This is a genomic window from Pseudomonas viridiflava (assembly GCF_900184295.1).
GTDB lineage: Bacteria > Pseudomonadota > Gammaproteobacteria > Pseudomonadales > Pseudomonadaceae > Aquipseudomonas > Aquipseudomonas viridiflava.
The window spans coordinates 19,990-46,262 of record NZ_LT855380.1; the positions used below are offsets into that span (position 1 = coordinate 19,990).

Annotated in this window: 29 protein-coding genes; 15 read left to right on the forward strand and 14 right to left on the reverse strand. The window is 59.9% G+C overall.

Annotation, left to right across the window (positions count from 1 at the left end; genetic code table 11):
- Nucleotides 1-78 precede the first annotated feature (78 nt).
- The 3 genes from CFBP1590_RS00090 (at nucleotide 79) to tsaC (ending at nucleotide 2,936) form a co-directional block, all read left to right on the forward strand.
- On the forward strand, nucleotides 79-1,104 hold the full coding sequence (locus tag CFBP1590_RS00090; protein WP_029241187.1) for a LysM peptidoglycan-binding domain-containing protein: 1,026 nt from the start codon (nucleotides 79-81) through the stop codon (nucleotides 1,102-1,104).
- 124 nt (nucleotides 1,105-1,228) lie between these two features.
- Nucleotides 1,229-2,341: a DNA-processing protein DprA gene (dprA, locus tag CFBP1590_RS00095; RefSeq protein WP_088236338.1), complete on the forward strand. Its 1,113-nt coding sequence runs from the start codon at nucleotides 1,229-1,231 to the stop codon at nucleotides 2,339-2,341.
- A 37-nt stretch (nucleotides 2,342-2,378) separates the two neighbouring features.
- Nucleotides 2,379-2,936: an L-threonylcarbamoyladenylate synthase type 1 TsaC gene (gene tsaC, locus CFBP1590_RS00100; RefSeq protein WP_004882479.1), complete on the forward strand. Its 558-nt coding sequence runs from the start codon at nucleotides 2,379-2,381 to the stop codon at nucleotides 2,934-2,936.
- A 24-nt stretch (nucleotides 2,937-2,960) separates the two neighbouring features.
- On the opposite strand, the gene CFBP1590_RS00105 is transcribed toward tsaC, so the two are convergent.
- Entirely contained in the window at nucleotides 2,961-3,938 is a 978-nt protein-coding gene (locus tag CFBP1590_RS00105) for an NADPH:quinone reductase (protein WP_088234251.1), read from the reverse strand.
- A 168-nt stretch (nucleotides 3,939-4,106) separates the two neighbouring features.
- On the opposite strand from CFBP1590_RS00105, the gene hemF reads away from it, so the two are divergent.
- Nucleotides 4,107-5,021: an oxygen-dependent coproporphyrinogen oxidase gene (gene hemF, locus CFBP1590_RS00110; RefSeq protein WP_004882481.1), complete on the forward strand. Its 915-nt coding sequence runs from the start codon at nucleotides 4,107-4,109 to the stop codon at nucleotides 5,019-5,021.
- Nucleotides 5,022-5,262: 241 nt separating this feature from the next.
- Entirely contained in the window at nucleotides 5,263-6,084 is an 822-nt protein-coding gene (gene aroE / locus CFBP1590_RS00115) for a shikimate dehydrogenase (protein WP_088234252.1), read from the forward strand.
- A gap of 30 nt (nucleotides 6,085-6,114) precedes the next feature.
- Here aroE and CFBP1590_RS00120 read toward each other — a convergent pair whose 3' ends face one another.
- From CFBP1590_RS00120 to betC, 4 genes are all read right to left on the reverse strand, one after another.
- Entirely contained in the window at nucleotides 6,115-7,683 is a 1,569-nt protein-coding gene (locus CFBP1590_RS00120) for a SulP family inorganic anion transporter (RefSeq protein ID WP_058430495.1), read from the reverse strand.
- 436 nt (nucleotides 7,684-8,119) lie between these two features.
- Entirely contained in the window at nucleotides 8,120-8,437 is a 318-nt protein-coding gene (locus tag CFBP1590_RS00125) for a hypothetical protein (RefSeq protein WP_057409863.1), read from the reverse strand.
- A gap of 157 nt (nucleotides 8,438-8,594) precedes the next feature.
- Entirely contained in the window at nucleotides 8,595-9,521 is a 927-nt protein-coding gene (locus CFBP1590_RS00130; RefSeq protein WP_088234253.1) for a choline ABC transporter substrate-binding protein, read from the reverse strand.
- Between the two features lie 38 nt (nucleotides 9,522-9,559).
- Nucleotides 9,560-11,065: a choline-sulfatase gene (gene betC / locus CFBP1590_RS00135; protein ID WP_029243089.1), complete on the reverse strand. Its 1,506-nt coding sequence runs from the start codon at nucleotides 11,063-11,065 to the stop codon at nucleotides 9,560-9,562.
- A 114-nt stretch (nucleotides 11,066-11,179) separates the two neighbouring features.
- On the opposite strand from betC, the gene CFBP1590_RS00140 reads away from it, so the two are divergent.
- The gene (locus CFBP1590_RS00140; protein WP_029243088.1) at nucleotides 11,180-12,130 is read left to right on the forward strand and encodes a choline sulfate utilization transcriptional regulator; all 951 of its coding nucleotides are present in this window, start codon (nucleotides 11,180-11,182) and stop codon (nucleotides 12,128-12,130) included.
- Between the two features lie 287 nt (nucleotides 12,131-12,417).
- Nucleotides 12,418-13,242, forward strand: a complete 825-nt coding sequence (locus CFBP1590_RS00145) for an alpha/beta fold hydrolase (RefSeq protein WP_029243087.1) — start codon at nucleotides 12,418-12,420, stop codon at nucleotides 13,240-13,242.
- A 216-nt stretch (nucleotides 13,243-13,458) separates the two neighbouring features.
- On the opposite strand, the gene CFBP1590_RS00150 is transcribed toward CFBP1590_RS00145, so the two are convergent.
- The 3 genes from CFBP1590_RS00150 to trpB form a co-directional block, all read right to left on the reverse strand.
- Nucleotides 13,459-13,932 (reverse strand): anti-virulence regulator CigR family protein, encoded by a 474-nt coding sequence (locus CFBP1590_RS00150; protein ID WP_029243086.1) that lies wholly within the window; start codon nucleotides 13,930-13,932, stop codon nucleotides 13,459-13,461.
- A 129-nt stretch (nucleotides 13,933-14,061) separates the two neighbouring features.
- Nucleotides 14,062-14,874: a tryptophan synthase subunit alpha gene (trpA, locus tag CFBP1590_RS00155; RefSeq protein ID WP_004882490.1), complete on the reverse strand. Its 813-nt coding sequence runs from the start codon at nucleotides 14,872-14,874 to the stop codon at nucleotides 14,062-14,064.
- Nucleotides 14,871-16,100 (reverse strand): tryptophan synthase subunit beta, encoded by a 1,230-nt coding sequence (trpB, locus tag CFBP1590_RS00160; RefSeq protein ID WP_029243085.1) that lies wholly within the window; start codon nucleotides 16,098-16,100, stop codon nucleotides 14,871-14,873. The genes trpA and trpB overlap by 4 nt, the downstream gene beginning before the upstream one ends.
- A gap of 79 nt (nucleotides 16,101-16,179) precedes the next feature.
- Here trpB and CFBP1590_RS00165 point away from each other — a divergent pair, with 79 nt between their 5' ends.
- A complete protein-coding gene (locus tag CFBP1590_RS00165) occupies nucleotides 16,180-17,136 on the forward strand; it encodes a LysR family transcriptional regulator (protein ID WP_088234254.1) in 957 nt (318 codons plus the stop codon).
- Here CFBP1590_RS00165 and CFBP1590_RS00170 read toward each other — a convergent pair whose 3' ends face one another.
- The gene (locus CFBP1590_RS00170; protein ID WP_004882493.1) at nucleotides 17,137-17,463 is read right to left on the reverse strand and encodes an ElaB/YgaM/YqjD family protein; all 327 of its coding nucleotides are present in this window, start codon (nucleotides 17,461-17,463) and stop codon (nucleotides 17,137-17,139) included. It abuts the gene before it with no gap.
- Nucleotides 17,464-17,629: 166 nt separating this feature from the next.
- Here CFBP1590_RS00170 and CFBP1590_RS00175 point away from each other — a divergent pair, with 166 nt between their 5' ends.
- Nucleotides 17,630-17,848, forward strand: coding sequence for a dodecin (locus CFBP1590_RS00175; RefSeq protein WP_004882494.1), 219 nt, complete (start codon nucleotides 17,630-17,632; stop codon nucleotides 17,846-17,848).
- A 147-nt stretch (nucleotides 17,849-17,995) separates the two neighbouring features.
- Nucleotides 17,996-18,220, forward strand: a complete 225-nt coding sequence (locus tag CFBP1590_RS00180) for a DUF1161 domain-containing protein (protein ID WP_004882495.1) — start codon at nucleotides 17,996-17,998, stop codon at nucleotides 18,218-18,220.
- A gap of 133 nt (nucleotides 18,221-18,353) precedes the next feature.
- Here the strand turns inward: CFBP1590_RS00180 and CFBP1590_RS00185 are convergent, their stop codons facing one another.
- Nucleotides 18,354-19,355: an LLM class flavin-dependent oxidoreductase gene (locus CFBP1590_RS00185; RefSeq protein WP_004882496.1), complete on the reverse strand. Its 1,002-nt coding sequence runs from the start codon at nucleotides 19,353-19,355 to the stop codon at nucleotides 18,354-18,356.
- A gap of 215 nt (nucleotides 19,356-19,570) precedes the next feature.
- Between CFBP1590_RS00185 and CFBP1590_RS00190 the strand changes: the two genes are divergently transcribed.
- Nucleotides 19,571-20,002, forward strand: a complete 432-nt coding sequence (locus CFBP1590_RS00190; protein WP_088234255.1) for an OsmC family protein — start codon at nucleotides 19,571-19,573, stop codon at nucleotides 20,000-20,002.
- A gap of 150 nt (nucleotides 20,003-20,152) precedes the next feature.
- Nucleotides 20,153-20,386 carry a DUF1161 domain-containing protein gene (locus tag CFBP1590_RS00195; RefSeq protein ID WP_004882498.1) on the forward strand — a complete coding sequence of 78 codons (234 nt, stop codon included), beginning with the start codon at nucleotides 20,153-20,155 and terminating at the stop codon, nucleotides 20,384-20,386.
- On the opposite strand, the gene CFBP1590_RS00200 is transcribed toward CFBP1590_RS00195, so the two are convergent.
- On the reverse strand, nucleotides 20,387-20,800 hold the full coding sequence (locus CFBP1590_RS00200) for a PA0061/PA0062 family lipoprotein (protein WP_058430488.1): 414 nt from the start codon (nucleotides 20,798-20,800) through the stop codon (nucleotides 20,387-20,389).
- Nucleotides 20,801-20,893: 93 nt separating this feature from the next.
- On the opposite strand from CFBP1590_RS00200, the gene CFBP1590_RS00205 reads away from it, so the two are divergent.
- Nucleotides 20,894-21,949 carry an aminopeptidase gene (locus CFBP1590_RS00205; protein WP_088234256.1) on the forward strand — a complete coding sequence of 352 codons (1,056 nt, stop codon included), beginning with the start codon at nucleotides 20,894-20,896 and terminating at the stop codon, nucleotides 21,947-21,949.
- 311 nt (nucleotides 21,950-22,260) lie between these two features.
- Here CFBP1590_RS00205 and CFBP1590_RS00210 read toward each other — a convergent pair whose 3' ends face one another.
- Complete coding sequence (locus CFBP1590_RS00210; RefSeq protein ID WP_029243081.1) at nucleotides 22,261-22,911, reverse strand: HAD family hydrolase; 651 nt, start codon at nucleotides 22,909-22,911, stop codon at nucleotides 22,261-22,263.
- Between the two features lie 23 nt (nucleotides 22,912-22,934).
- Nucleotides 22,935-23,483: a gamma carbonic anhydrase family protein gene (locus tag CFBP1590_RS00215; RefSeq protein WP_029243080.1), complete on the reverse strand. Its 549-nt coding sequence runs from the start codon at nucleotides 23,481-23,483 to the stop codon at nucleotides 22,935-22,937.
- A gap of 76 nt (nucleotides 23,484-23,559) precedes the next feature.
- On the opposite strand from CFBP1590_RS00215, the gene prlC reads away from it, so the two are divergent.
- Both prlC and CFBP1590_RS00225 read left to right on the forward strand, forming a co-directional pair.
- A complete protein-coding gene (prlC, locus tag CFBP1590_RS00220) occupies nucleotides 23,560-25,647 on the forward strand; it encodes an oligopeptidase A (RefSeq protein WP_162999701.1) in 2,088 nt (695 codons plus the stop codon).
- Nucleotides 25,644-25,931 (forward strand): YheV family putative zinc ribbon protein, encoded by a 288-nt coding sequence (locus tag CFBP1590_RS00225; protein ID WP_004882506.1) that lies wholly within the window; start codon nucleotides 25,644-25,646, stop codon nucleotides 25,929-25,931. The genes prlC and CFBP1590_RS00225 overlap by 4 nt, the downstream gene beginning before the upstream one ends.
- A gap of 66 nt (nucleotides 25,932-25,997) precedes the next feature.
- Here the strand turns inward: CFBP1590_RS00225 and CFBP1590_RS00230 are convergent, their stop codons facing one another.
- Nucleotides 25,998-26,237: a hypothetical protein gene (locus CFBP1590_RS00230; protein WP_029243078.1), complete on the reverse strand. Its 240-nt coding sequence runs from the start codon at nucleotides 26,235-26,237 to the stop codon at nucleotides 25,998-26,000.
- Nucleotides 26,238-26,273 lie beyond the last annotated feature (36 nt).

Genomic DNA, 26,273 nt, shown 5'->3' on the forward strand with positions numbered 1-26,273 from the left:
GGCTCGGACGTCAAAGCGGGCAGCCCATGATGGGACTCTATTGTTCACGCGAGGCAACATGATAAAGGGATTCACCGCATGAGGAAATCACTACTCGCCTTGCTGCTGTTGACCGCCAGCGGTCTTGTCCAGGCGCAGGTGCAGCTCAGGGAAGGCCATCCGCAGAGTTATACCGTCGCCGCAGGCGATACGCTCTGGGATATCTCCGGCAAGTTTTTGCGTGAACCGTGGAAATGGCGCGAGATCTGGCGCGCCAACCCGCAGGTGCGTGACCCTGACCTGATCTATCCGGGCGACACGCTGTCGCTCTCCTACGTCGATGGTCAGCCACGCGTGACTCTGAACCGGGGCGAATCCCGCGGCACGATCAAATTGTCACCGCGTGTGCGCAGCACGCCCGTGGTCGAAGCGATCCCCAGCATCCCGTTGGGCGCCATCAATGCCTTTTTGATCAGCAACCGGATCGTCGATAACGCCGAGCAGTTCCAGCAGGCCCCTTACATTGTTGCCGGTAACGCCGAGCGTGTGCTCAGCGGCAGTGGCGACCGGGTTTACGCACGCGGCACGCTGGATCCGGCCCATACCGTTTACGGCATTTTTCGTCAGGGCAAGGTCTACACCGACCCGGATACTGACGAAGTGCTGGGCATCAACGCCGACGACATCGGCGGCGGCGAAGTCGTGGCCACCGAGGGCGATGTCTCCACCCTGATGCTTCAGCGTTCAACGCAGGAAGTGAGGCTGGGTGACCGTCTGTTTGCCAGCGAAGAGCGCGCGATCAATTCGACCTTCATGCCCAGCGCGCCGCAAACGCAGGTCGAAGGATTGATTCTGGATGTGCCACGCGGCGTGACCCAGATCGGTGTCATGGACGTGGTTACGTTGAACAGAGGACGGCGCGACGGCCTGACCGAAGGCAACGTGCTGGCGATCTACAAGACCGGCGAAAAGGTACGTGACCGGGTAACCGGCGAGTCGGTGAAAATCCCGGACGAGCGGTCGGGGCTGCTGATGGTGTTCCGCACCTACGACAAGCTTAGTTACGCCTTGGTCCTGCACGCGAACCGATCTTTGGCCATTATGGACAAGGTCCGTAACCCATAGCGCCATGTTGCAGTTTTGATACGGAATTTTCCTGAGAGGCGCTCACTTATCAAATTGTTGTCAACAGAGTTATCCACAGGTTTTGTGCGCTGCTTGAGGCGCACAATTGATCAAGGACGATCTCATGCCGCTGTTCGAAAAAGCCGTTCCGTCGCCCTCGGAGCTGGAAGCGCGTCTTCGCCTGCATCGCTTGCCAGAGGTCGGGCTGAAGCGCTTCTCCCGCCTCATTGATGCCTTCGGCAGTGCTTCAGCGGCACTCGCTGCACCGGCCAGCGCATGGCGGGCACTGGGTCTTCCTACCGCCAGCGCGGAGGCTCGCCGCGACCCGTCGGTACGCGATGGTGCAAGCGCTGCTTTGGCCTGGCTGGAGCGTCCCGGCCAGCATTTACTGATGTGGGACGACCCTGGCTACCCCGCCCTGCTGGCGCAGATCGCTGATCCGCCGCCTCTGCTGTTCATTGTTGGAGACCCTTCGATCCTTGATCGCCCGCAGCTGGGAATGGTCGGCAGTCGGCGTGCGTCCAGACCTGGGCTGGACACCGCCGCCGCGTTTGCCCGAAGTCTGGCCGGCGCCGGTTTTGTGATCACCAGCGGTCTGGCACGTGGCATCGACGGTGCCGCGCATCAGGGCGCGCTGGATGTCGGAGGCCTTACAATCGGCGTCCTGGGCACGGGACTCGAAAAACTTTATCCACAGCAGCATCGGACACTCGCCGCGCAGATGGCCGCGCAGGGCGGGGCGGTGATTTCCGAGTTTCCGTTGGACGCGGGACCGCAGCCCAGCAACTTCCCGCGGCGCAACCGGATCATCAGCGGTTTGTCTCTTGGTGTGCTGGTGGTCGAAGCCAGTGTCGCCAGCGGCTCGCTGATCACGGCACGTCTTGCGGCGGAACATGGGCGCGAGGTTTATGCGATTCCGGGCTCGATCCATCACCCGGGTGCCAAAGGCTGTCACCAGTTGATTCGGGATGGCGCGACACTGGTCGAAACGGTCGATCACATTCTGGAAGGCTTGCAGCACTGGCATGTGACCGCACCCGACACCGCTGAGTCTGCCTCGCTCCCCGTTTGCGATCATCCCCTGCTCGATTTGCTGCATGCGGCTCCTCACACCAGCGAAGGCTTGTCGGTCTCGATCGGTTGGCCGCTGCCCAAGGTGCTGGCGGCACTGACCGAGCTTGAACTCGACGGACGGATCAGCAGTGAAGCCGGACGATGGTTCGCCAGAGCGCCCTGAGGTTAAACTGCCGCCAGGATTTCGTGGAGAGATGACAATGGTCAGCAGTTGGCGTGTGCAACAAGCCGCTCGTGATATTCGAGCCGGAGCGGTCATCGCCTACCCGACCGAGGCAGTCTGGGGGCTGGGGTGCGACCCGTGGGACGAAGAGGCGGTCTATCGCCTGCTGGCAATCAAGTCACGGCCTGTGGAAAAAGGCCTGATTCTGATCGCCGACAACATTCGCCAGTTCGACTTTCTGTTCGAAGACTTTCCCGAACTGTGGCTGGACCGCATGGCCAGCACCTGGCCCGGGCCGAACACCTGGCTGGTTCCCCATCAGAATCTGTTGCCGGAGTGGATCACTGGTATTCATGAAACTGTCGCCTTGCGCGTGACGGATCACCCTACGGTGCGTGAGCTGTGTGCGCTGGTCGGTCCGTTGATCTCTACGTCCGCCAACCCTGCGGGTCGGCCTGCTGCCAAGTCGCGGCTGCGCGTTGAGCAGTATTTCCGTGGCCAGATCGATCTGGTGCTCGGCGGCAGCCTGGGCGGCCGCCGAAACCCCAGCGTGATTCGCGATATTGCGACAGCGCAGGTCGTTCGCGCAGGCTGAGCCGGGCACGAACGGCGGTACGTTTTACGGGATCAGAATGGTCGATCCCGTGGTGCGGCGGGCAGACAGCTCAATGTGCGCCTGGGCAGCATCAGCGAGCGCGTACTGCTTGATCTCGCCAACCTTGAGTTTGCCGCTGGCGAGCATGTCGAACAGTTCGTCGGCCATGGTCTGGAGGTTCTGCGCGTTGTTGGCGTAGCTGCCCAGCGTCGGGCGCGTGACGTAGAGCGAGCCTTTCTGCGAGAGAATGCCCAGGTTCACCCCGGAGACCGCTCCCGAGGCATTGCCGAAGCTCACCATCAGGCCGCGCGGTGCAACGCAATCCAGCGACGTCAGCCAAGTGTCCTTGCCCACGCCGTCGTAGACCACCGGGCATTTCTGGCCATCGGTCAGCTCCAATACCCGTTTGGCAACGTCTTCATGGCTGTAATCAATGGTTTCCCAGGCGCCCAGCGCTTTGGCGTGCGCCGCTTTCTCCGGCGTGCTGACGGTGCCGATCAGTTTTGCGCCCAGCGCCTTGGCCCATTGGCAGGCCAGCGAGCCCACGCCGCCAGCGGCTGCATGGAACAGAATGATCTCGCCCGGTTTGACCTGATACGTCTGGCGCAGCAGGTATTGAACGGTCAGTCCCTTGAGTATCACGGCGGCGGCCTGTTCGAAGCTGATCGCGTCGGGCAGCTTCACCAGATTGGCTTCCGGCAGCGCATGAACATCGCTGTAACTGCCGAGCGGTCCCGTGCCGTAGGCAACCCGGTCACCGACCGCAAAGCGCGTCACTTCATCGCCCACGGCCTCGACCACGCCAGCCCCTTCGGTGCCCAGGCCAGATGGCAATTCGGGCGCCGGGTACAGACCACTGCGGTAGTAGGTATCAATGAAGTTCAGGCCGATGGCCTTGTTGCGCACAAGCACTTCCTTCGGACCGAGCGCTTCGGGCTCGAAGTCGATGTATTCAAGTACCTCGGGTCCTCCGACGGTGCTGAACTGGATACGCTTTGCCATTGTTCTCTCCATGATGATTAAACTGACTGCAAAGCGCCTATCCAACTCCTTCCCCAGACCCTCGTCAACTGCCACGCCCGCCCGCCGATGGTATGCTACGCGCCAATTTGCCTGCGCCGCTTGTGTTCCATGGGCTCAGCCGTTTGAAGTCAGCCGTAAGGGATCGCCATGAGTACCCGTACCGAGGCCGTGAAGGCTTACCTGCTCGACCTGCAGGATCGCATCTGTACTGCGCTTGAGCAGGAAGATGGCAACGCGCACTTCGTCGAAGACGCCTGGACTCGCCCGGCAGGCGGCGGTGGCCGTACGCGTGTGATAGAAAACGGCGCGGTCATCGAGAAAGGCGGCGTGAATTTCTCCCACGTCTTTGGCAGCAACCTGCCGCCTTCGGCGAGCGCGCATCGTCCCGAATTGGCCGGACGTGGTTTCGAGGCGTTGGGTGTGTCACTTGTCATCCATCCGCACAACCCGCATGTGCCAACGTCCCACGCCAACGTACGATTTTTCATCGCCGAGAAAGAAGGCGAAGAGGCCGTCTGGTGGTTCGGTGGCGGTTTCGACCTGACGCCCTACTACGGCGTCGAAGAAGACTGCATTCACTGGCACCGGGTTGCCGAGCGGGCCTGTGCGCCGTTTGGCGAAGACGTCTACCCGCGCTACAAGGCCTGGTGCGACAGCTACTTTCACCTCAAGCACCGCGATGAACCGCGCGGGATTGGCGGTCTGTTCTTCGATGATGTGAACCAATGGGATTTCGACACCAGTTTTGCGTTCATCCGGGCGATTGGCGATGCGTTCATCAACGCCTATCTGCCGATCGTGCGTCGCCGCAAGGCCAACGCCTACACCGTGCAGCAGCGCGAATTTCAGGAATTCCGCCGTGGGCGCTATGTGGAATTCAACCTGGTGTACGACCGCGGCACATTGTTCGGTCTGCAATCAGGCGGTCGTACCGAATCGATCCTGATGTCGTTACCGCCGCAAGTGCGCTGGGGCTACGACTGGAAAGCCGCGCCGGGCAGCGAAGAGGCTCGCCTGACCGAGTACTTCCTGACGGATCGGGACTGGCTGGCGGACGAGTGATTGCACGGTGCAGTGAGTGAAAGACTGTGGAACATGCCTCTTTTTCTCTGACATAGCGGTGTCTGGCAGCAAACAGAAAATGTGGGAGGCGGCTTGCCGGCGATGCAATCTCCAGGCGCCCCTTCAGTGACTGACACGACGCCTTCGCCGGCAAGCCGCCTCCCACGTCAGATAGCGTTTCTTCAGCAGGCTGGACGTGGTTTGCCAGATCGAGCGCTGCAATACATCAACAGGAACCCCAATGGACCAGTACGTCGTCTTCGGTAATCCCATCGGCCACAGCAAGTCGCCGCTGATTCATCGTCTGTTTGCCGAGCAGACCGGGCAGGCGCTTGACTATCAGGCGTCGCTTGCACCGCTGGACGATTTCACTGCGTTTGCCCAGGCTTTTTTTCAGCAGGGACGTGGCGCCAATGTCACGGTGCCGTTCAAGGAGGAAGCCTTTCGCCTTGCCGACAGTCTGACCGAGCGTGCCCAGCGGGCAGGCGCGGTTAACACGTTGAGCAAGCTCGACGACGGCTCGGTACTGGGCGACAACACCGACGGCGCCGGTCTGGTGCGCGATCTGACCGTCAATTGCAGCGTCACTCTGCGCGGGCAGCGTATTCTGCTGCTGGGCGCGGGCGGGGCCGTTCGAGGCGCGCTGGAGCCGCTGCTTGCACAGCAGCCGCTGGCGCTGGTAATCGCCAATCGCACGGTGGAAAAAGCCGAAAGACTGGCTCAGGAATTCGCGGACCTCGGCCCGGTGTTTGCCAGCAGTTTCGACTGGCTTCAGGAGTCGGTGGACGTGATCATCAACGCCACCTCCGCCAGCCTTGCCGGTGAACTGCCGCCGATCTCGCCCAGCCTGATCGAGCCGGGCAAGACCTTCTGCTACGACATGATGTACGGCAAGGAGCCTACCGCATTCTGCCGCTGGGCCACCGAGCAGGGCGCTGCGCAGTCGGTCGATGGCCTGGGGATGCTCGTCGAACAGGCTGCCGAAGCCTTTCTGCTGTGGCGCGGTGTGCGCCCGGATTCAGCACCGGTGCTGGCTGAGTTGCGCAGGCAGTTGGCGGGCTGAGGCACGTAATGATCCCGACACGAATCGACTTCAGTCCTCAAACACAATCGGGCATTGATCAGCCCCTTCCAGCTTGTGCAGTTCCTCGATCACTTGCGGTCTTGCGTGGCGCAGCACCAGCGCCCTGCCCTGTCTGTTCAGTCGACGCGCTTCCTGATGCAGCATTTCAACGCCCGAGTAATCGATGAAGTTGATCTGTTGCGCTTCGATAACCACGCGCTGGCCCTGGGTGCGTTGCAGGCGGGTTTGCAGGTAGTGGCTGGCGCCGAAGAAGATCGAGCCACCGACCCGCAGAATGTCCTCGTCACCTTCACGCAATTGCTGTACGCGAGGTTGTGAAGTGCGTTTGAGGTAGAAGAACAGCGACGCCAGCACGCCTGCATAAATCGCGGTCTGCAGCTCCAGCAGCAAGGTGGCCAGACAAGTCAGCGCCATCACGAAGAACTCCGACCGGCTGACCCGGAACAGCGCCGCAATGCCGCGACGATCAACAAGGCCCCAGCAGATCAGCAGAATGGACGCCGCCATGCTGGGGATCGGGATGTGCGCGATCACCGAGGCCCCGACCACTGCAAACAACGCGACCCACAAAGCCGAAAACACACCGGCCAGTGGCGAGCGGGCACCGGCTTCGTAGTTGAGTGCCGCGCGGGTGAACGAGCCTGCCGACAGATAGCCCGAGAACAGCGGACCGATCATGTTCGACAGACCCTGTGCCCGAACTTCCTGGTTGGCGTTGAGCATCTGCTGCGAGCGCGTCGACAGCGAGCGGGCAATCGACAGGCTGTTGACCAGCCCGAGCATGCCGACTGCCACGGCCGTCGGCAGCAGTTTGAGGATCAACTCGGCATCCAGCGGCAGAGGGGCGAAGGGTGACAGGCTTCCGGCAAAGGCGCTGACCAGCCTGACGTGGCCGAACATTGCAGGCCACAACCAGACCAGCAGGCTGCTCGCGACCAGCGCGATCAACAGCGTGGGCCAGCGCGGCACCAGCGATTTCAGCACGATGCCCAGTGTCAGCGTCATCAGGCCCAGCGCGAGCGACACCGTGTCAACCTCGCCCCGGTGTTCCAGCAGCGCTGTGAGACTGTCGAGGGCGGTGGTCTGGCTGGGCAGGTCGATGCCCATCAGGTTAGGCATCTGCCCCAGCGCAATCACGACAGCGGCCCCCAGCGTGAATCCGATCACAACGGAGTGCGAGACGAAATTCACCAGTGCGCCAAAGCGCACCATGCCAAGCAACAACTGGAAGACCCCGGCAATGAACGTCAGCAACAGGATCAGGGTGATGTAGTCCTGACTGGCCGGAACCGCAAGCGGGCTGACGCTGGCATACAGCACGATTGAGATAGCGGCGGTCGGGCCGCAGATCAGATGCCAGGAAGAGCCCCACAGACAGGCGATGATCACCGGAACGATAGCGGCATACAGACCGTACTCGGGAGGCAATCCGGCGATCAGCGCGTAGGCGATGGATTGCGGCAGGGCCAGAATGGCACCGCTCAACCCCACCAGCGCATCACGTCCGACGCTGGCGCGGGTCTGCTGAGGAAGCCAGGCCAGAAAAGGCAGGAATTTATGGCGGTTGAGCCAGCGCATCGGTCCCTCGTGATTGGTGGGTTGCCGTCAGATTACACGTCTGTGGCTGGACCCGGTTGTACCCATATCCTGTGTTCGTTTTCAGTGCATGACTGCGGAGCCTGTGGGATGCCTCACCAGGTCTTCGACGTAGCGCTGTCGCGCAGCAAACTAGGTGGGAGCGGACCGGGCGGCGTTCCGCTTGTCCGCGAATGCAGTATTTCAGCCACCGCATATGCGTCGGATGTACTGGCCTTTCGCGGACAAGTCCGCTCCCACAAAATCCAGTTTCTTCAGTGGCTTACAGGTTGTTTGATAAGAGCGGACTTGTCCGCGAATGCAGTATTTCAGCCACTGCATATGCGTCGGATGTACCGGCCTCTTCGCGGACAAGCGGAACGCCGCCCGGTCCGCTCCTATGTTTCATAAACCGTGGACGGGTAGCAACTGCCACAACCTAATTCATCACATAGCACTTCGACGTCGCGACGTTCTGGTCCGAGCCCATGCCGGCACCTTTGAGCATGCAGATGGCATAGTGTTTCTTGTTGAGCACCGTCACCACCGGGCCGTCCTGTGCTACGTAGGAAGAGACCACGTGGGCGCCGTCATTGAGCATCTTCTCCAGCGAAACGTCGGTCGCTTCCAGCTTGGTCGGAACTTCCAGTGCGTTGCCCACCACTTTGGCCCCGGTCTCTGGCGGCCAGCCCGCTGCCGAGGCAAAAGTCGTGATCAGGACCAAAGCCAGCGGAAGCGACATCAGTAGTTTATTCATCAGTATTCTCCAGTTCAGCCGTTAGGTGCCGTACGGCTCATGAGTGTCCATGGAGTACAGCGACGACCGTATTTAGCACGTACCCGCGCACGCTGAAGAAACGTGAGGAAAACTTAATCTGTCGCTACCTGCCTTGTGACGCAGCGAAAACCCCTGCTTAAAGCTTCGCCTTCACCGCTGCCAACCCTTCCTTATCGTCGATGGTTTTCACCCCATCCAGCCATTTCTCCAGCACCGCCGGGTTGGCCTTGATCCACGCCTTGGCGGCTTGGTTATTGCTGACTTTCTTGTTCACCACATCGGCCATGATGGTGTTTTCCATGTCCAGGGTGAAGCTCAGGTTGGTCAGCAGCTTGCCCACGTTCGGGCAGGCTTCGGCGTAGCCTTTGCGGGTCAGGGTGAAGACCGAGCCGGTGTCACCGAAGTATTTCTCGCCGCCCTTGAGGTAATGCATGCCCTTGATCTGCACGTTCATAGGGTGTGGCGTCCAGCCCAGGAACACCACGAAGGACTTACGCTTCACGTTGCGATTGACCTCGGCCAGCATCGCCTGCTCGCTGGACTCCACCAGCTTCCAGCCGCCCAGATCGAACTCGTTCTTCTTGATGATTTCCTGCAACGACAGGTTGGCGGGCGCGCCGGAGCCGATGCCGTAAATCTTTTTGCTGAACTTGTCGGCGAATGTGTTCAGGTCGGCAAAGGTGTGCACACCCGCGTCCCAGACGTAGTCCGGCACTGCCAGAGTGAATTCGGTGCCTTCCAGGTTTTTCGCCAGTTGCGTGACGTCACCGGTGGCTACAAATTTGTCGTAGAAGCCCTGCTGCGCCGGCATCCAGTTGCCCAGAAACACATCCAGCTGCCCGTCTTTCAGGCCACCGTAGGCAATCGGCACCGCCAGGGTGTCGATCTTGGTCTTGTAGCCTAGGCCTTCGAGCACAACGCTGGTGATTGCGTTAGTGGCTGCGATGTCGCTCCAGCCCGGGTCTGCCATCCGCACGGTGCTGCAACTGGCATCTGCGGCGTGTACCGCAACGCTGCCCAACGTCATGACACTGACCGCCAGTGCGGTGAATAGCTTTCTCATTCGGTTTACCCCTTTTGGTTTTTTTGGTGTGGGCAGTGTCAGGGTTGTGGATAACGTGCCTTGCGCTCCAGATCGTCCAGATCAATGTGGTTGCGCATGTATTGCTGACTGGCGTCGACCAGTGGCTGGTGATCCCAACTCTTCAGCTTGCCGGTTGCCAGCGATTTGGCGACGAAGCGCCGTCTGCGCTGGCTGGCGAGCACCTGATGGTGTATCGCCGGTATGTCCCATTTGGCCCGAGCCTCGGCCAGGAAGTCGTTGAACAGTTGTTGATAGTCGGGTGACTGGCTCAGGTCCTCCAGTTCCTTCGGATCGTTCTTCACATCGAACAGCAGGCAGGGATCCTGCTCCGAATAAATGAATTTGTAGGCGCCGCGGCGGATCATCATCAGCGGGCTCGTCGTGCCTTCGGCCATGTACTCGCCAAAGACTTCATCGTGACCGGCCTTGCCTTTCAGATGCGGCATCAGGGAGCGGCCGTCCAGCGGCAGGCCTTTGTCCAGCTTGCCATTGGCCATATCGACAAAGGTCGGCAACAGGTCGGCGGTGGACACTGAGGCCTTCACGCGACGCGGTTTGAACTGGCCCGGCGCGTAAACCACCAGCGGCACACGTGCGGCCATCTCGAACCAGTGCATTTTGTACCAGAGGCCCTTCTCGCCCAGCATGTCGCCGTGATCGCCGGAGAACACGACGATGGTGTCTTCGGCCAGTCCGACTTCAGACAGCGTCTGCATCAGTTTTCCGACGTTCAGATCGATGTAGCTGCAGGCGCCGAAGTACGCACGCCGCGCATCACGAATCTTGTGCGTCGGCATGGGCTTGTCCCACAAATCGTAGACCTTGAGCAGACGTTGCGAGTGCGGGTCCAGCGCGTTCTGGTTGGCGTGCAGGGGCGGCATCGGGATCTCGACGTCGTCGTAAAGGTCCCAGAACGGTCGGGTGATGGTGTACGGATCGTGGGGGTGAGTCATCGAGACCGTCAGGCAAAACGGCGCATTACCGTCTTCGCGAACATGGTCGTACAGGTACTGCTGGGCCTTGAAGACCACTTCCTCATCGAAATCCAGCTGATTGGTGCGCACGCATGGCCCTGCCTGCAGCACTGACGACATGTTGTGGTACCAGCTCGGGCGTACGTCCGGCTCGTCCCAGTTTACGGACCAGCCGTAATCCGCCGGGTAGATGTCGCTGGTCAGGCGCTCTTCGTAGCCGTGCAACTGGTCAGGGCCGCAGAAATGCATCTTGCCGGCCAGTGCAGTCTTGTAGCCCTCGGCACGCAGGTAGTGAGCGTAGGTCGGAATGTCCGCCGGAAAGTCGGCGGCGTTGTCGTACGCACCGATCTTGCTGGGTAACTGGCCGCTGACCAGCGTGAACCGCGAGGGTGCGCACAGCGGGCTGTTGCAATACGCCGAATCGAACACAACGCCTTGAGCGGCAAGGCGGGACAGGTTCGGCATCAGAATCGGAGAGGGGGCGTAGAACGGCAACATTGGCGCGGCCATTTGATCGGCCATGATGAACAGAATATTTTTGCGCTTCATGTAATCGCGGCATCCCATAGTGAACAGTTATGCGAAAGTGCTGGTAACGAGAATGAAGGCCATAGTAGCTGTGGTAAAGCCCATATGAAGAAATACCTAGGATAAGCTGCGCTTATGTATGAATCCCTCGGTGAGCTGTCACTGGATCTGTTGCGCTCGTTCGAGGCGGCTGCCCGCTTGCGCAGCTTCACGGCAGCGGCCATCGAACTGGGCACCACGCAGCCCGCCGTCAGCCAGCAGATCAAGCGGCTTGAGGAGCAGTTGGCAACGCGGCTGTTCGACCGCATCTACCGGGGTATCGAGCTGACCGAAGCGGGCGAGGTCCTGTTCAGTCATGTGCAGACCGGCCTGCAGTCCATCGAGAGCGGTCTGGTGGCGATCACCGACCAGCGCCAGCATGAGGTGCTTCAGGTCGCCACGGATTTTGCCTTTGCTTCCTACTGGCTGATGCCCCGGCTGCACCGTTTTCACAAGCTCAACCCGGATGTGGACGTCAGCCTGGTGACCAGCGAGCGCACCCACAGCATGCTGCGCCCGGATATCGACGTCGCGGTGTTGTTTGGGGACGGGCGCTTCAAGCAGGGCGAAAGCCATTGGCTGTTCAGCGAAGAAGTGTTTCCTGTGTGCAGTCCGCAACTGACTGCGGGGCGAGCACTGCCGTTGCCCAACGATGTCTTGCGTGAGTTTCCGCTGCTGCACTTGCGCGGTGAAAGCAACAATAACTGGTTCGACTGGGGCGGCGTATTTCGGGCGCTGGACATTCCTCAGTCACCGGCACCCGGACAATTGCGTTTCGACAATTACACGCTGTTGATCCAGGCTGCGATCGGCGGTCAGGGCGTGGCCATCGGCTGGCGGCATCTGGTCGATGATCTGCTCGAGCAAGGCCTTCTGTGCCGTCCTGTCGCAGCTTCGGCAGTTTCCGGTTACGGGTATTACGTGGTGCTGCCCCAGCGTAAACGCCGCGTGCAGATCGTTCAGCAGTTTGTCGACTGGCTGGCCAGCGAGCAGGCGTTGAGCGGCGTTTCACTGGCGGGCAGACCATTACCGTCCATTGCAGTGTGATCGGATTATTTCCAGGTCAGTGAGGACCTCATGTCGGGTATTCAGGGAGTGTCTTCTAAGACTGACAAGCCTCACCCAGCCTCCTCCGCATGATGCTATGTCGAACGACAGGCAAAATCAGCGGTGTAACATTGCCCCGCCAAAACGTGACCGATTGGTCCGTTGAAGTGCAGATCAGCGAAAAGTGATCATTCATTTGCCTGAATATCAGGCATCAGATGCAGTCGCAGCTCGCGTTTTCGGGCTTGCACTGAATGCTGAGAGACCAAGACAGAGGATCATGAGAGATGCCGGATCTAATCATCGAAGGCAAGAAGCTTCACTATTCTGATCAGGGCAGCGGGCCGGTTCTTTTACTCGGACACAGCTATCTCTGGGACCGAAACATGTGGAGCGCGCAGATTGACCTTCTTGCCAGCCATTATCGTGTGATCGTGCCGGACCTTTGGGGGCATGGTGAATCCGGTGCGTTTCCTGACGAAACCCGGAACCTGAGCGATTTCGCCCGCCACGCGCTGGCGTTGCTCGACCACTTGAACATCAGACGCTGCACCATCATCGGCCTGTCAGTCGGAGGCATGTGGGGCGCAATCACTGCGCTTTCCGCGCCTGAACGTATCAACGGGCTGGTGCTGATGGACACCTATCTGGGCAATGAATCAGAGGCCATGAAAGCCTACTATTTCTCTCTGCTCGACAAGGTGGAAGCCGCAGGAGGATTTTCCGAACAGCTGCTGGACGTGGTGGTGCCGATCTTCTTCCGTCCCGGCATCGACCCGCAGTCACCTGTCTGCCAGAGACTGCGAACGGCGCTGGCCAGCATGAGCTCCGAACAATTGCGCCAGACTGTTGTGCCGGTCGGTCGCATCATTTTCGGACGCGAGGACCGGCTTGGGCTTCTGCATCAACTGGACGCCGACACCACCTTGATCATGTGCGGCGATGCCGACATTCCAAGGCCGCCAACGGAAACCCGCGAGATGGCTCGCCTGATTGGCTGCCCCTATGTGCTGGTGCCCGAGGCCGGGCATATCGCCAATCTGGAAAACCCGGAGTTTGTGTCAGGTGCCCTGATGGCGTTTCTGGCCGGGTTGCATCAGAGGACGGCTTAAAGTCTCTGCGTTTCCGACACCCCGCAGTCGGGCAGCAAACACCAAACTGTGGGAGGGGGCTTGCCCGCGATGGCGGCATGTCAGTCGCTGAGATGGCGCCTGAGAAAACCGAATCGCCGGCAAGCCGCCTCCCACAAAAACCGCGATTTTCAACAGGTTTGCGCAGGGCTTGTCGATAGCCGACTTATTCTGAGCGGCAATCCGGCAAGGCGATAATCAATTCAGCACGCCATCCAGAATCGCGTACACAATCCCTGTGCCGACGGCGATCAGCACGACATCGGTGCCAAGGCGACGCCACTCATATCCCTCGTAATGCGGTAGATATTGCAGCGAGCGACGGTCCAGTCGTTTGCCGTAACCCGGTGGCAATGGCCGGCCTTTGACGATATGAATACCCGGCGGCAACGGCTGACCACGGCCAATGACGTCACGGTGTTGCTGGAACGTCTCGCGCACCGGTCCGAAGTCCTGAGGCGGGCCACGGCGATTGTCCTGATGGGATGGCCCCGGACCTTTGCCGTTGCCGCGATTGCCCGGGCCGTCATTGTCGCGCGGGCCTTGCTGGTGGCCGCCACGGTTGTCGTCCGGGCCGTTGCCGCGCTGATCGGGCGGCGCGGCCTGGAGCAGCGGACTGGCGCTGATCATCAGGATGCCCAAGCCTGTGATGATGCGGTTTGGCAGTTTCATGGGGGTGCTCCTCAGCACTACGCGATGCAGCAAAAAGGGGTTCATGACCTGGTCATGAACCCCTCGTGTCTTACTGCATGATAGAACCGCTGCTGGCGCTTTGATTCCTCTGTACCAGAAACTTTACCCTTAGCTGACGCGGGCGTTACGTACGCCTTCGGCCAGCGCCGCGCACAAGGTCAGTACGCCATCGACGGCCTGCTCCGGCGATCCTGCGTTGGCAATCTGGTCGACCAGTGCCGAACCCACCACCACGCCGTCTGCCAGACGTGCAATGGCCGCTGCCTGTTCAGGGGTACGAATACCAAACCCGACGCTGATCGGCAGATCGGTATGACGACGCAGGCGTGCGATGGCCTCGGTCACGTGTTCAGTGGTCGCCGAACCTGCACCCGTCACACCTGCAACCGACACGTAGTAAACGAAGCCAGAACTGCGTTCCAGCACGCGCGGGAGGCGCGCGTCGTCGGTGGTCGGCGTGGTCAGACGAATGAAGTCGATGCCCGAAGCCTGTGCAGGCGTTGCCAGCTCGGCGTCGTGCTCAGGCGGCAGGTCGACGATGATCAGACCGTCTACGCCTGCTTCCTTCGCTTCAGCCACAAACGCTTCGACGCCAAAACGGTGGATCGGGTTGTAGTAACCCATCAGCACGATAGGCGTGGTCTGGTCGTCGACACGAAACTCACGAACCATCTGCAGGGTTTTCGGCAGCGTCTGACCTGCATCCAGCGCACGCAGGGTCGCCAGCTGAATGGCAACGCCGTCGGCCATCGGATCGGTGAACGGCATCCCCAGTTCGATCACGTCGGCACCGGCAGCCGGCAGGCCTTTCAGGACTTTCAGCGAGGTGTCATAGCCGGGATCGCCCGCAGTGACGAAGGTGACCAGCGCCGCACGACCTTCGGTTTTCAGCTGGGCGAAACGTTGTTCAAGGCGGCTCATACCAGCATCTCCTGAGTCTTTTCGGCAGCGGCCATGTGGCTCATGACGGTCTGCATGTCTTTGTCGCCGCGCCCGGACAGGCACACGACCATCAAGTGATCGTCGCGCAGGTTGGTGGCGCGCTTCATGGCTTCAGCCAGGGCGTGGGCGGTTTCCAGCGCCGGGATGATGCCTTCGAGCAGGCAGCACTGATGGAAAGCGTCCAGGGCTTCTTCATCGGTGATGCTGACGTATTCGACGCGCTTCACTTCATGCAGGAACGCGTGCTCCGGGCCGATGCCCGGGTAGTCCAGGCCTGCGGAAATGGAGTGTGCATCAGTGATCTGCCCATCCTTGTCCTGCAGCAGGTAAGTGCGGTTACCGTGCAGCACGCCCGGCACACCGCCGTTCAGGCTGGCCGCATGCTTGTCGGTCTCGACACCATGACCGCCCGCTTCCACACCGATGATTTCCACGCTGGCGTCATCCAGGAACGGGTGGAACAGGCCCATCGCGTTGGAACCGCCGCCAACACAGGCGACCAGACTGTCGGGCAAGCGCCCTTCCTTCTCCAGCATCTGCTCTTTGGTTTCCTTGCCGATGATGGCCTGGAAATCACGCACCATCGCCGGGTACGGGTGTGGGCCAGCCACAGTACCGATCAGGTAGAAGGTGTCGTCGACGTTGGTTACCCAGTCACGCAGAGCTTCGTTCATGGCGTCTTTCAGGGTGCCGGTGCCGGAAGTGACCGGAACGATCTCGGCACCCAGCAGCCGCATGCGGAATACGTTGGCCTGCTGGCGCTCGATGTCGGTCGCACCCATGTAGATCACGCAAGGCAGACCGAAACGTGCAGCCACGGTCGCCGTGGCAACACCGTGCATGCCGGCGCCGGTCTCAGCGATCAGACGCTTCTTGCCCATGCGCTTGGCCAGCAGCACCTGGCCGATGCAGTTGTTGATCTTGTGCGCGCCGGTGTGATTCAGCTCTTCGCGCTTGAAGTAGATCTTCGCGCCGCCACAGAACTCGGTCAGGCGTTCAGCGAAATACAGCGGGTTCGGACGGCCCACGTAATCGCGCTGGAAGTACGCCATCTCTTTGATGAATTCAGGATCGGCCTTGGCGGCTTCGTACTCGCGGTTCAGGTCGAGAACCAGCGGCATCAGGGTTTCAGCGACGTAGCGGCCGCCGAACGAGCCGAACAGGCCGTTGGCGTCAGGGCCGTTGCGCAAATTGGTCTGGGTCATGAAGTGCTCCAGTGGGTATATCGAACGAATGAGGTGAGCCGGTCTGGCAATGAGTCCACTTTAACCAGCGCACGCCCGGATGAAAACCGATAAGATCGCCACAACCTGTCAGGAAAACTCACAGATCATGAGCCGCGATCTTCCCCCGTTGAATGCCTTGCGTGCCTTTGAAAGCACTGCCCGGCTTGGCAGTGTCAGTCAGGCTGCCGAGCATCTGCACGTGACACATGGCGCCGTCAGTCGTCAGTTGAAGCTTCTTGAAGAGCACCTGGGCGTCAATCTGTTCAGTAAGGATGGACGCGGCCTGAAACTCACAGATGCGGGTATCCGGCTGCGTGACGCCAGTGGTGAAGCGTTCGACCGGCTGCGCAGTGTCTGTGCCGAGCTGAGCCAGGGCAGCGCCGATGCGCCGTTCGTGCTCGGATGTTCCGGGAGCCTGCTGGCGCGCTGGTTCATTCCACGCCTGAGTCGCTTGAATGCGGAGTTGCCGGATCTGCGCCTGCACCTGTCGGCAGGCGAGGGCGATCTGGACCCTCGCCGTCCCGGTCTGGATGCCCTGCTGGTGTTCGCCGAACCGCCCTGGCCTGCCGACATGCAGGTGTTCGAGCTGGCCAGCGAACGAATCGGCCCGGTACTGAGCCCACGCTTTGCGCGTTTCGACAGCCTGTGCAATGCGCCCGCCGAAGCGCTGCTGGACGAGTCCCTGCTGCAGACCACCTCGCGGCCGCAGGCATGGCCAAGCTGGGCGCAACACAACGGCATCGACCCGCAGTCATTGCGGTTCGGACAGGGCTTCGAGCATTTGTATTATTTGCTGGAGGCGGCCGTGGCAGGCCTTGGGATCGCGATTGCGCCCGAGCCGCTGGTGGTCGATGACCTCAGGGCCGGACGCCTGGTTGCGCCATGGGGTTTCAGCGAAACCCCGGCGCAACTGGCGTTATGGGTGCCCAGACGTATGGCCGATGGCCGCGCACAGCAGTTGGCTCAATGGTTGAAAAATGAGCTGCTGCGGTCTGAAGACCCGATCAGAAACTGATCAGTTGCCGCGCTTGCACAGCAGGTAGGCTGCCAGCAGGCCGAGGGCACCCACAGCAACGCCTGCGGTGGTCCAAGGGTGTTCCTGAGCGTAGTCACGAGTGGCCAGCGCATTTTCACGGGTCTTCTCTTTGACGTCTTCGTAGACATCGCTGAGCAGGCTGCGCGAATGGCTCAGAGCACTTTCAGCATTGGCCTTGAGGTTTTTCAGGGTTTTGCGCGACTCGTCGGAAGCATCGGCTTTCAGGCCCTCGAGCGACTTCAAGAGACTCTCGATCTCCGCTTCCATACTCTGCAACGAGGCCTTGCGAAGTGAAGTACTAGCCATGGTGTTTCTCCTGCAATGGTGAGTGGGCGTGTGATGATTCCGACTGCGGGCTCATTGGAAAGTGCGATGCCATTTTGCAAAGTCTGAACTTTTACCTGCTTTTTCCTGACAGAAGTCTGGAGCGTTGGTTTTAACGACGTGTTCAAAGACCTTCAGGAGAACTGCCATGAGTGATCATCACACGTACAAGAAAGTCGAAATCGTCGGATCGTCCACCACCACCGTTGAAGACGCTATCCAGAACGCTTTGGCCGAAGCCAGCAAAAGCATCAAGAACCTTGAATGGTTCGAAGTGACCGAAACCCGCGGCCATATCGTGGACAACAACAAGGTTGGCCACTATCAGGTCACCTTGAAAGTGGGCTTTCGCATCGAACGCAGCTGATCGTCCTTGAACCTTTCGGCTGGCCGATTGCCATAACCTGCGCTACACACTGACATGAGCCATCATGGCTCACAGGTGGGCGTAGGGATGTTCAATGGGCGCCTGTTCCGATGGCGTCTGCATTTGGCCGGACGAAAGGGGATACCCATGAAGAAGATTTTGTTGGCAGTAGGTTTGTTGAGCATCGCGGGCACCGCCCTGGCGGCAGGCAAGCCATGTGAAGAGCTGAAAAGCGAAATCGACGCCAAGCTTCAGGCCAAGGGTGTTTCTTCCTACACGCTTGAAGTGGTCGAGAAAGGCAGTGCTGCTGATCTGCAAGTGGTTGGCACCTGCGAAGGTGGCGCCAAGGAAATCGTTTATAAGCGCGGTTGATAGTCAGGCCGGCTCGATGTAAATCCAGCCCGTGCCAGACCCCGTGTTCAAGCTGTAAAAAAAAGCCCGCACCCTACGCTGAACAGTGATTCAGCGAATGGTGCGGGCTTTTTCGTGTCTGTGCAGCAAGCGTTTAGCCGTGTGCGACCTGAGCCAGGATCTCGTAGGACCGCAGACGGTCTTCATGCTCGTACATGTCGCAGGTAAAGATCAGCTCATCGGCATCGGTCTGCTCCAGCAGCACGTCCAGTTTGGCGCGGATCTTGTCCGGGCCGCCAACCATCGCCAGCCCCAGAAAGCTCGCCACCGCTTCACGTTCGTGCGGCAGCCACAGGCCGTCCATGGACTCCACCGGTGGACGCTGCATCAGACTGTGACCACGCATCAGCGCCAGAATACGCTGGTACACCGACGTCGCCAGGTATTCGGCCTTCTCGTCCGTCTCTGCGGCCGACAGCGGCACGCCCAGCATCACGTAAGGCTTGTCGAGCACTGCCGAAGGCTGGAAGTGATTGCGGTAGACGCGAATCGCTTCGTGCATGTAGCGCGGCGCGAAGTGCGAGGCGAAGGCGTAAGGCAAACCGCGCATCCCTGCCAGCTGAGCGCTGAACAGACTTGAGCCCAGCAGCCAGATCGGCACATTGGTGCCTGAACCTGGAACGGCGATCACTTTTTGATCAGGTGTACGCGGTCCCAGGTACTCCATCAGTTCGGTCACGTCATCCGGGAAGTCATCGGCACTGCCGGAACGTTCGCGGCGCAGCGCGCGGGCGGTCATCTGATCGGAACCGGGCGCACGGCCCAGGCCCAGATCGATGCGGTCCGGATACAGGCTCGCCAGGGTGCCGAACTGCTCGGCCACCACCAGTGGCGCATGGTTGGGCAGCATGATGCCGCCCGCGCCGACCCGGATGGTCGAAGTACCGCCTGCCAGATACGCCAGCAGCACCGACGTTGCCGAACTGGCGATGCCGTCCATGTTGTGGTGTTCGGCGACCCAGAAGCGGTTGTAGCCCAGTTTTTCGACGTGTTGCGCCAGATTCAGCGAGTTGCGCAGAGAGTCGGCGGGGCCTTTATCGTGGCGCACGGGCACCAGATCAAGGGTGGAAATCTTTACATCTGCCAGACGTTTCATAGGCCAGGGTAGCTCCTCGAATTGTGTTGGGTCGGCTCAAGGAGCTGCCCACGATGAAACAACAGTGCGGGCACAAGCCTGGTGTTTCAATAGATGACGCGGAAAAAAACCTACTTAAATACTAGGTCTTTAGTCGATTTGAACTTTCCGGTGCCGTCTATCCTCAGAATCCTGTCACGTGCAAAAGACTCAATCCATTCCTTCAAGGAGCGACCATGAGCATCGTCAAGAAAGCATCGGCACACTGGGCTGGTGATCTGAAAACCGGTATCGGCAGCATCTCGACTGAAACCGCAGCACTGCGCGAGCATCCATACGGCTTCAAGGCTCGTTTTGAAGGCGGCAAAGGCACCAATCCCGAAGAACTGATCGGCGCGGCCCATGCGGGTTGCTTCTCGATGGCGCTGTCGATGATTCTGGGCGACGCAGGCTTCACAGCCGACAGCATCGATACCCAGGCTGAAGTCACGCTCGACCAGGTGGAAGGCGGTTTCGCGATCACTGCTGTGCATCTGATACTGAAAGCCAAGGTGCCAGGCGCGACTCAGGAGCAGTTCAACGAGTTGACCACTAAAGCCAAAGAAGGCTGCCCGGTGTCCAAGGTGCTGAACGCCAACATCACGCTCGAAGCTACCCTGCTGAGCTGATTCGGTAGTTCGGATTTCGTGTGAGGTGGCTGGCCGACGATAGCGTTGTTCCAGTCGTTGCCAGGTTGGATGGGCTATTGATTCGCCGGCAAGCCGCCTCCCACAACAGTGTTCCTTTCGCCGGTTATGTGTTCTGGAAGAGGGTCAAGCATGAAACGTTTTGCTTTGGCAGTGGCCTGTACCCTGCTGGCTGTAAATGCTGTGGCGGCCCCGAAGTCCTGTGATGAACTCAAGGACGAAATCGAGGCGCGCATCCAGGCGAACAATGTTACGTCCTACACGCTGGAAATCGTCACCAATGACGAAGTCACGGACCAGAACATGGTCGTGGGTAGCTGCGAGAACGGCACCAAAAAAATCATTTATCAGCGCAATGATCGCTGATCAGATGCAGTGAACATTCCCCTCCTGCGCGACCGTTTTTCGCTCGGCGTCGTACAGCCACGCATCGACATCGTTGGTCAGTGACCTCACCTCGAGGACGTAGCGCTGCCCTGCAGCGAAATGCGCGTAGTCGACTTCAACGAAGCAGGTGATTTCGGTGTAGTCGTCGCCCATCAGGCCGAGACTTCCGTATCGATACTCATAGTCGTAACGCACTTGCAGCGAATGGCTGCCGGGTGTGACCTGGAAGTAGCGACCGTCATAGGTGTTCTTGCCGTCGAGCTTGTCGGCCATGACCACTTTGCCGGTGATGGTGCGCAGATCGACCCAGGCCATGTTCGGGTCAACGGCAGGCAATGGACCGGCGCAACCTGCAAGGGTTGTCAGGGCGAGAATCAGTGTCATGACGCGCATGCTGTGCTCCATTTCTGAACCGGCGGCGATGATAGTTGCGTCGGTCTTGTCTGTCCTGCATAACAGCACTGTGTTCCGACTTTAAGGCTGTGTATGCCACGACTCATTGTTTTACGCCTTTGGCAGGCTTTGCCGGTAGTGGCGGTCATGTTGCTGAGTGGCTGTTCCAGCGTGGCCTATTACGGTCAGTTGGCGCAGGGGCAATGGCAGCTGTTGCAGGCCCGCGAACCGGTTGAGGAGATCATTGCCGATCCCGGTCGCGATCCAACGCTTCGGGCACACCTGGCCCAGTCGCAAAAGGCCCGAGTCTTCGCCAGCGAACACCTGCACCTGCCGGACAACAAGAGCTATCGCCTGTATGCCGATCTGGGCCGTCCTTACGTGGTATGGAACGTGTTTGCCACAGATGAGTTCTCTCTGGATCCGGTGACCCACTGTTTTCCGATTGCCGGTTGTGTGGCTTATCGCGGCTATTACAGCCCGGGTGGCGCTCGCGGTGAAGCAGCCTTGCAGCGTCAGGCAGGCAAGGATGTGTACCTCAGTGGCGTAGAAGCGTATTCGACATTGGGCTGGTTCAACGACCCGATCCTCAGTTCGATGCTGGGCTGGGGCGATGAAAGGCTGGCCACGCTGATTTTTCACGAATTGGCGCATCAGCGTTTCTATGTGAAGGACGATACGGAATTCAACGAATCGTACGCCAGCTTCGTCGAGCAGGAAGGCACGCGTCAGTGGCGTGCTGCCCGTGGGCTGCCGCCTGAGAGCGTTTCGCAGTCCAGACGGCGCGATCAGTTCATTCAACTGGTGCTCGATACGCGTGAGCGTCTGAAAGCGCTTTATCGCCAGCCGTTGGCGCCTGACGTCATGCGCGAACGCAAGGCGGCCGAGTTCGAGCGCATGCGCCGTGACTATCGGACGTTGCGCGATGAGCAATGGGGCGGCGACAAACGCTTCGATGGCTGGATCAACAGCCCGATGAACAACGCCAAGCTGCTGCCCTTCGGGCTCTATGACCAGTGGGTGCCTGCATTCGAGGCGCTGTTCAAGCAAGTGAATGGCGACTGGGAAGCGTTCTTCCAGGCAGTGGAGAAGCTCGGTGGCTTGCCTGCCGATTCACGCAAGGCGGCTCTGCAGCGATTGATGCCGTGAGCGCGCCATGCCGCGCTGCTTCGCATCACGGCCGGACGCAGAGCGTCCTGAGCGGCGTTACCACGCTGGAGCGTGTGAACGAGCGGGGATCTTATGCACACCGATTATGCCCATGCTCCGCACTCGTCGTTGTGCACAAGGCCTCATGGAGGAATGATCGTGCCCATCGCTTCGCGTGGGCATGCTCCCGTGACGCTCCGCGTCACAAATGGCACAGACTGAGGATTCAGTGAGCCGAGCGCATGACGTGAATAACGCTGAAGCTTGGGCACACATCTGCGTCACTTCAACGCCAGTCGCGCAGTGCCGCCTTACTTGCCCACAAAGGCCTCATGCAACTCGGCCACGGTCGCAAAGTGATACGTCGGGTTTTCCGCCGTGAGTTCTTCATGGCTGCCAAACCCGTATCCCACCGCAGCAACGTCCAGCCCGTTGCGGATGCCGCCGATCAGGTCGTGTTTGCGGTCGCCGATCATCAGGGTGTGCGCCGGGTCGAGTTTTTCTTCGGCGAGCAGGTGGGCGATGAGTTCGACTTTGTCGGTGCGGGTGCCGTCCAGTTCGCTGCCGTGGATCACGATGAAGTGTCTGGCGAAATCGAAGTGCCGGGCGATTTCCCGGGCGAACTCCCACGGTTTGGACGTGGCGATGTACAGACGTCTGCCCTGCCCGCCCAAGGTTTCCAGCAGCTCGGCAATGCCGTCGAACACTTCGTTTTCATACAGCCCGGTCACACGGAAGCGCTCGCGGTAGAAGCCGACCGCCTCCCATGCACGCGCTTCGTCCATGTCGTAAAACTGCATGAACGCCTGCAACAACGGTGGGCCGATGAAGTGTTCCAGTCTGGTGATATCCGGCTCGTCGATACCCAGTTTTGCCAGCGCGAACTGGATCGAGCGGGTGATACCCAGACGCGGGTCGGTCAGCGTACCGTCGAGGTCGAAAAGAATGTTCTGGTAATGCATGGGGGCCTCGAACTGCAGATTCTTCAGCATGGCTGGTCAAAGCCTTCCGCCAGGTGCTGATCCTTGAGTTTCACGTAGTTGGTCGCGCTGTAAGGGAAGAATGCGATTTCCTTTTCGGTCAACGGCCTCACCTGTTTGACCGGGCGGCCTACATACAAAAAGCCGCTTTCCAGCACCTTGCCCGGCGGCACCAGGCTGCCCGCACCGATGATCACCTGATCTTCCACCACTGCGCCGTCCATGATGGTCGAGCCCATGCCGATCAGGATCCGATTGCCGATGGTGCAGCCGTGCAGCATGGCTTTGTGGCCGATGGTCACTTCATCGCCGATCAGCAGGGGAAAACCGTCGGGATTGAACGGCCCGGCGTGGGTGATGTGCAGCACACTGCCGTCCTGCACGCTGGTGCGCGCACCGATGCGAATGCGGTGCATGTCGCCGCGCACCACGGTCAGCGGCCAGATGGAGCTATCGGCACCGATTTCCACATCGCCGATCACCACCGCCGAATGGTCGACGAAGGCCCGTTCGCCGAGCGATGGTGTGTGGTCCTGAAACTTGCGAATGGCCACGATAGGCTCCTTCTTTGGCAGTGATAGGTGAGTGAAGCGGGTTTCGATGCTGCGGTCGGCGTCGATTGTAATTAAGATGCAGGAGTGTTTCTTCCAGCCAAGGTGCAAAACCGTGAGCGCGAACAACCCGCTTCTGCAATCGTACGACCTGCCACCCTTCTCGGCGATCCGTGCCGAGCATGTCAAACCTGCCATCGAACAGATTCTGGCGGACAACCGCGCTGCAATTGCCGACATTCTCGCCAAACAGGGATCGACACCGACCTGGGCCGGACTGGTGCTGACCATGGACGAGTTGAATGATCGTCTCGGCGCTGCCTGGAGCCCGGTCAGCCACTTGAATGCCGTGTGCAACAGCGCCGAACTGCGCGAAGCCTATGAATCCTGCCTGCCGGCATTGAGCGCCTACTCCACGGAGATGGGCCAGAACCGCGAGCTGTTCCAAGCCTATGAAGCGCTGGCCAACAGCCCGGAAGCAGCGAATTTTGACGTCGGCCAGAAGACCATTCTGGAGCAGGCGCTGCGTGACTTCCGCCTGTCCGGTATCGACCTGCCGCCCGAGCAGCAGAAACGTTATGCCGAAGTGCAGAGCAAGCTGTCGGAACTGGGCAGCCAGTTCTCCAACCAGTTGCTGGACGCCACTCAAGCCTGGACCAAGCTGGTTGCCGATGAATCCGCCCTCGCCGGCCTGACCGATTCGGCCAAGCAGCAGATGGCCGCCGCCGCCAAGGCCAAGGATCTGGACGGCTACCTGATTACCCTGGAGTTCCCGAGTTACTACGCGGTAATGACCTACGCCGAAGACCGCGCGCTGCGTGAAGAACTCTACGCGGCCTACTGCACGCGCGCGTCCGATCAAGGCCCGAATGCCGGCAAGAACGACAACGGCCCGGTCATGGAACAGATCCTCGACCTGCGTCAGGAACTGGCCCAACTGCTGGGTTACGCGAACTTCGCGGAACTGAGCCTGGCGACCAAGATGGCCGAGTCCAGCGATCAGGTGCTGAGCTTCCTGCGCGACCTGGCCAAGCGCAGCAAGCCGTTTGCCGTGCAGGATCTGGAAGAGCTCAAGGCTTACGCCGCCGAACAGGGCTGCCCGGATCTGCAAAGCTGGGACAGCGGCTTTTACAGCGAAAAACTGCGTGAGCAGCGTTACAGCGTTTCCCAGGAAGCCCTGCGTGTCTACTTCCCGATCGACAAGGTGCTGAGCGGCCTGTTTGCCATCGTTCAGCGTCTGTACGGCATTGAAATCGCCGAGCAGAAAGGCTTCGACGCCTGGCATCCGGACGTCCGTCTGTTCGAAATCAAGGAAAACGGTCAGCACGTCGGCCGCTTCTTCTTCGACCTGTACGCCCGCGCCAACAAGCGTGGCGGCGCCTGGATGGACGGCGCTCGCGACCGTCGTCGCACCGCTGAGGGCACTCTGCAGAGCCCGGTTGCCAATCTGGTCTGCAACTTCACTCCGGCAGTCGGTGGCAAGCCTGCACTGCTGACCCACGACGAAGTCACCACGCTGTTCCACGAATTCGGCCACGGCCTGCATCACCTGCTGACCCGTATCGATCACGCGGGTGTATCCGGGATCAATGGTGTGGCATGGGATGCGGTCGAGCTGCCAAGCCAGTTCATGGAAAACTGGTGCTGGGAGCCGGAAGGCCTGGCGCTGATTTCCGGTCACTACGAAACCGGTGCACCGCTGCCCCAGGACTTGCTGGAAAAGATGCTCGCTGCGCGCAACTTCCATTCCGGCCTGATGATGGTGCGTCAGCTGGAGTTCTCGCTGTTCGACTTCGAACTGCACGCCACCCACGGCGATGGCCGCAGTGTGCTGCAGGTGCTGGAGGGCATTCGTGACGAAGTGTCGGTCATGCGTCCACCGGCCTACAACCGTTTCCCGAACAGCTTCGCGCACATCTTCGCGGGCGGCTACGCAGCGGGTTACTACAGCTACAAGTGGGCTGAAGTGCTGTCGGCCGATGCGTTTTCGAAGTTCGAAGAGGACGGCGTGCTCAATGCCGAAACCGGTCGTGCTTTCCGCGAAGCCATTCTGGCCCGTGGCGGTTCACAGGCACCGATGGTGCTGTTCGTCGACTTCCGAGGACGCGAGCCGTCGATTGACGCACTCTTGCGCCACAGTGGTCTGAGTGAGGACGCGGCAGCATGACCGATACACCTGCGGTCGTTACCAAGAAGCGCTTCATCGCCGGGGCTGTCTGCCCAGCGTGCAGCGAGCCTGACAAGCTGATGATGTGGAGCGAAGACGACGTGCCGCACCGCGAGTGCGTGCACTGCGGCTATAGCGATACGCTCAACGAGCAGGGGCTTTCGGTGCCGAAAGAACTGGGCACTCGGGTCAACAAGGTGGTGGTCAAGCCGGCTGATCCAAAGGTGCAGGGCGTGCAGTTCTTTCCGAATCCGAAGTTGAAGAAGCCGGTTGATCCGAGCTGAGTGGAACGGTATCTGCCATGAACAAACGTGAAGAAAAGCGCTCATTGTTCATGGCAGGTAAACGCATCAATCGAGCTTCATTTTTATAAAAGCGTTGGCCAGTTCAATGAGGATGGCGTCATCTCGTTGATCAGTCCCCGCCTGGCCGTCTACATCAGCCGGACTTCCGACGGTGTCGAGCTTGCCAGACGAAGTGACATACGCCGCGTACTGAAGCTCGTCTTCCTTATAGAACTCTATAACGACTTCCGGGATTTTATCGTTTTCAAAATCTTCGACTGAAAGTCGAACTTCACGGCTGGCCATAGTTTTTTCTCCATGTTATCTGGTCTTGCAGCATAA

Excerpts from the sequence above, each read along its gene's own strand:
- CFBP1590_RS00090 (WP_029241187.1), top strand. The coding sequence starts at position 79 with ATGAGGAAATCACTACTCGCCTTGCTGCTGTTGACCGCCAGCGGTCTT.
- dprA (WP_088236338.1), top strand. The coding sequence starts at position 1,229 with ATGCCGCTGTTCGAAAAAGCCGTTCCGTCGCCCTCGGAGCTGGAAGCG.
- tsaC (WP_004882479.1), top strand. The coding sequence starts at position 2,379 with ATGGTCAGCAGTTGGCGTGTGCAACAAGCCGCTCGTGATATTCGAGCC.
- CFBP1590_RS00105 (WP_088234251.1), bottom strand. The coding sequence starts at position 3,938 with ATGGCAAAGCGTATCCAGTTCAGCACCGTCGGAGGACCCGAGGTACTT.
- hemF (WP_004882481.1), top strand. The coding sequence starts at position 4,107 with ATGAGTACCCGTACCGAGGCCGTGAAGGCTTACCTGCTCGACCTGCAG.
- aroE (WP_088234252.1), top strand. The coding sequence starts at position 5,263 with ATGGACCAGTACGTCGTCTTCGGTAATCCCATCGGCCACAGCAAGTCG.
- CFBP1590_RS00120 (WP_058430495.1), bottom strand. The coding sequence starts at position 7,683 with ATGCGCTGGCTCAACCGCCATAAATTCCTGCCTTTTCTGGCCTGGCTT.
- CFBP1590_RS00125 (WP_057409863.1), bottom strand. The coding sequence starts at position 8,437 with ATGAATAAACTACTGATGTCGCTTCCGCTGGCTTTGGTCCTGATCACG.
- CFBP1590_RS00130 (WP_088234253.1), bottom strand. The coding sequence starts at position 9,521 with ATGAGAAAGCTATTCACCGCACTGGCGGTCAGTGTCATGACGTTGGGC.
- betC (WP_029243089.1), bottom strand. The coding sequence starts at position 11,065 with ATGAAGCGCAAAAATATTCTGTTCATCATGGCCGATCAAATGGCCGCG.
- CFBP1590_RS00140 (WP_029243088.1), top strand. The coding sequence starts at position 11,180 with ATGTATGAATCCCTCGGTGAGCTGTCACTGGATCTGTTGCGCTCGTTC.
- CFBP1590_RS00145 (WP_029243087.1), top strand. The coding sequence starts at position 12,418 with ATGCCGGATCTAATCATCGAAGGCAAGAAGCTTCACTATTCTGATCAG.
- CFBP1590_RS00150 (WP_029243086.1), bottom strand. The coding sequence starts at position 13,932 with ATGAAACTGCCAAACCGCATCATCACAGGCTTGGGCATCCTGATGATC.
- trpA (WP_004882490.1), bottom strand. The coding sequence starts at position 14,874 with ATGAGCCGCCTTGAACAACGTTTCGCCCAGCTGAAAACCGAAGGTCGT.
- trpB (WP_029243085.1), bottom strand. The coding sequence starts at position 16,100 with ATGACCCAGACCAATTTGCGCAACGGCCCTGACGCCAACGGCCTGTTC.
- CFBP1590_RS00165 (WP_088234254.1), top strand. The coding sequence starts at position 16,180 with ATGAAAACCGATAAGATCGCCACAACCTGTCAGGAAAACTCACAGATC.
- CFBP1590_RS00170 (WP_004882493.1), bottom strand. The coding sequence starts at position 17,463 with ATGGCTAGTACTTCACTTCGCAAGGCCTCGTTGCAGAGTATGGAAGCG.
- CFBP1590_RS00175 (WP_004882494.1), top strand. The coding sequence starts at position 17,630 with ATGAGTGATCATCACACGTACAAGAAAGTCGAAATCGTCGGATCGTCC.
- CFBP1590_RS00180 (WP_004882495.1), top strand. The coding sequence starts at position 17,996 with ATGAAGAAGATTTTGTTGGCAGTAGGTTTGTTGAGCATCGCGGGCACC.
- CFBP1590_RS00185 (WP_004882496.1), bottom strand. The coding sequence starts at position 19,355 with ATGAAACGTCTGGCAGATGTAAAGATTTCCACCCTTGATCTGGTGCCC.
- CFBP1590_RS00190 (WP_088234255.1), top strand. The coding sequence starts at position 19,571 with ATGAGCATCGTCAAGAAAGCATCGGCACACTGGGCTGGTGATCTGAAA.
- CFBP1590_RS00195 (WP_004882498.1), top strand. The coding sequence starts at position 20,153 with ATGAAACGTTTTGCTTTGGCAGTGGCCTGTACCCTGCTGGCTGTAAAT.
- CFBP1590_RS00200 (WP_058430488.1), bottom strand. The coding sequence starts at position 20,800 with ATGCGCGTCATGACACTGATTCTCGCCCTGACAACCCTTGCAGGTTGC.
- CFBP1590_RS00205 (WP_088234256.1), top strand. The coding sequence starts at position 20,894 with ATGCCACGACTCATTGTTTTACGCCTTTGGCAGGCTTTGCCGGTAGTG.
- CFBP1590_RS00210 (WP_029243081.1), bottom strand. The coding sequence starts at position 22,911 with ATGCATTACCAGAACATTCTTTTCGACCTCGACGGTACGCTGACCGAC.
- prlC (WP_162999701.1), top strand. The coding sequence starts at position 23,560 with ATGCAGGAGTGTTTCTTCCAGCCAAGGTGCAAAACCGTGAGCGCGAAC.
- CFBP1590_RS00225 (WP_004882506.1), top strand. The coding sequence starts at position 25,644 with ATGACCGATACACCTGCGGTCGTTACCAAGAAGCGCTTCATCGCCGGG.
- CFBP1590_RS00230 (WP_029243078.1), bottom strand. The coding sequence starts at position 26,237 with ATGGCCAGCCGTGAAGTTCGACTTTCAGTCGAAGATTTTGAAAACGAT.